This window comes from Calothrix rhizosoleniae SC01 (genome assembly GCF_900185595.1).
GTDB classification, from domain to species: domain Bacteria; phylum Cyanobacteriota; class Cyanobacteriia; order Cyanobacteriales; family Nostocaceae; genus Calothrix_A; species Calothrix_A rhizosoleniae.
The window spans coordinates 1-2,120 of the sequence record NZ_FYBH01000365.1 but is presented as its reverse complement, the minus strand read 5'-3'; the positions used below and the strand labels follow the sequence as shown (position 1 = coordinate 2,120).

General features: G+C 38.3%; 3 protein-coding genes. All 3 read right to left on the bottom strand.

The window, feature by feature from the left end; all coding sequences use genetic code 11:
- Positions 1-1,676: peptidase domain-containing ABC transporter (locus tag CALSC_RS22430; RefSeq protein ID WP_088243467.1), on the bottom strand; the 1,676-nt coding region annotated here is incomplete at its 3' end.
- Between the two features lie 63 nt (positions 1,677-1,739).
- Positions 1,740-1,907, bottom strand: coding sequence for a hypothetical protein (locus CALSC_RS26715; protein WP_159460672.1), 168 nt, complete (start codon positions 1,905-1,907; stop codon positions 1,740-1,742).
- Between the two features lie 13 nt (positions 1,908-1,920).
- On the bottom strand, positions 1,921-2,120 hold a 200-nt coding region (locus tag CALSC_RS22425), incomplete at its 5' end, for a hypothetical protein (RefSeq protein ID WP_235006900.1).

The window sequence follows — 2,120 nt, the reverse complement described above, 5'->3', positions numbered from 1 at the left end:
CTTAAGACTATTTGCTGTCTCAAATAATCTAAAGCTAAGTCTCCTTGATTAAAGCGACCAAAACGGATATTACCAGACAGAGGTTGATATAAACTAGCAATTAATTTGGCTAGAGTGCTTTTACCACAACCAGATTTACCAATAATTGCGGTTACTTTACCTCCTGGAATTGTAACTGAAAAGTTGTCGAATAAATCGACTCTTCCTAGATGGTAAAAACAAATATGAGAGCAAATTATATCGGCATTTGCGGATATTTTAGCCCAAGATTTAGAGCTATCATTAATAGTTTCTGGAGTAGCTTGAATGATTTCACCTAATCTTTGAGTTGCAGTTTGGGCGCGAGCAAATTCATCTGCAAAGGTAACGAGACGATTAATAAAGAGAATTAAATTAAGATTGAGGTTATTAAATGCTAAGAGTTGTCCAATGGTAAATTCCCTCTTCATAACCAGTAAACTACCAAATCCTAAAATTGCAATAGTCCCTAATCCAGAAGCTAGGTTAGATAAAACGCTGGTAAAAATGCTCAGTTGCATGGTGCGAAAAGTAATGTGAGCCAACTTTCCAAATCGGCTTTGCAAATCGTCCCATATTTGTAGTTTGGTATGGGTAGTTTTGAGAGTAACACTACCTTTAAAAGTTTCTACAAGAACCCCCTGATTCTCTGCTGCGGTAACTAATACATCTCTAGTTTTTTGTTTGAGAATTGGTAAAAATAGCAGGGTAGGCAAGGTCATCAAAAAAGAAACGGTGAGGGCAACACTAAATAATTTGAAGCTATATAGCAACATGACAAACAGGGATACTAAGGCAATTAATCCTTCTGTGGGTAAAGTAATTACCACTTGGGCGACTAAAAAATTAATTTCCCGAATATCTCGCAAACGGCTGACAATTTCACCACTACGATGGGATTCAAAATATGATAAAGGTAGTTGTAATAGCTGCCGACCAAATTCCAGCATTAATCCTAGTTCTAGGCGTTGGGAAAAATGGACGATTAAATTAGACTGTACTAGGCGTAAAATACTGCTGAAAATGATTAAACTGCTGGCACCAATGACAACAGTTTTGAGTAAGTCTATATCGCTTCTGACTAAAACATCATCGGTAAGAACTTGAATGACAAAAGGTAAAGCTAGGGATAGTAAACCCAAAATAAAATTGAGTAATAGGGCTTCTAAAAGGGTGCTACGATAATGCCAAACTCGCAGCAAAAAACGTCTAAACCCTTGAATTTTGTCATTTTCTTGTTGATAAAAACGAATTTCATCGGGGACTAAGAACAACATCACACCGTTAGCCCAACCCAGACTCAATTCTTGCCGAGAAAGATAACGAATTCCTACTGCTGGATCTGCAATAACGTATTTTTTGCCTTTTCGCCCATACAGAACAACCCAGTGGTTCCCTTTCCAATGTATTATCGCAGGGAGGGGAGCTTCTTCGATACAATCTATCAATTCTGAAGAAGCTTGTACGGGAAAGGCATCAAACCCAAAACTTTCTGCACCACGCCGTAAACCGAGTAAAGTAGTTCCTAATTGTCCTGTTCCTACAGCTTCCCGTACTCTACTAATAGCAAAGGTTCGACCGTGGTGTTTTGCAATAGTTGCGATACAAGCAGCACCACAGTCTTCTTCGCTATGTTGCTCAATACAGGTATATTTCACTATGTAACCAAAAAACAAACAGTATTGGATTCTACAGTTCTTTGGCGCTCCTTGTCGTAAATATTATCTCCTTTGCTGATCGGGTCTTATGAGATTGGGTTTAGTTCGGGTAAATTTTACTTTAATACCACCCAAAAGCTTCGATTGATTCTCTTCAGATATTGCCTTCCAAAGTTGTTTGTGAGCGATCGCATTTTTCTCAGAATTCAGCTTGAATTTTTGAGTTTTCATGATATTTCTCCTACTAATGAATTATTACGACTCCTATTACTCCCGTTCCTCCCGTTCCTCCCGTTCCTCCCGTTCCTCGCTTTTTGTCTCCTCCTTTTAATTGAGAGCTGTCTTGATCGCTTATTACATTCCAAAGTTTCTGATGTGCGATCGCATTTTTAGCAGCATTAAGCTTGAATTTTTGAGTTTTCATGATACTTCTCCTACTAATGT

Bases quoted from the DNA above. Each gene is read 5' to 3' on its own strand.
- CALSC_RS26715 (WP_159460672.1), bottom strand. From the start codon at position 1,907: ATGAAAACTCAAAAATTCAAGCTGAATTCTGAGAAAAATGCGATCGCT.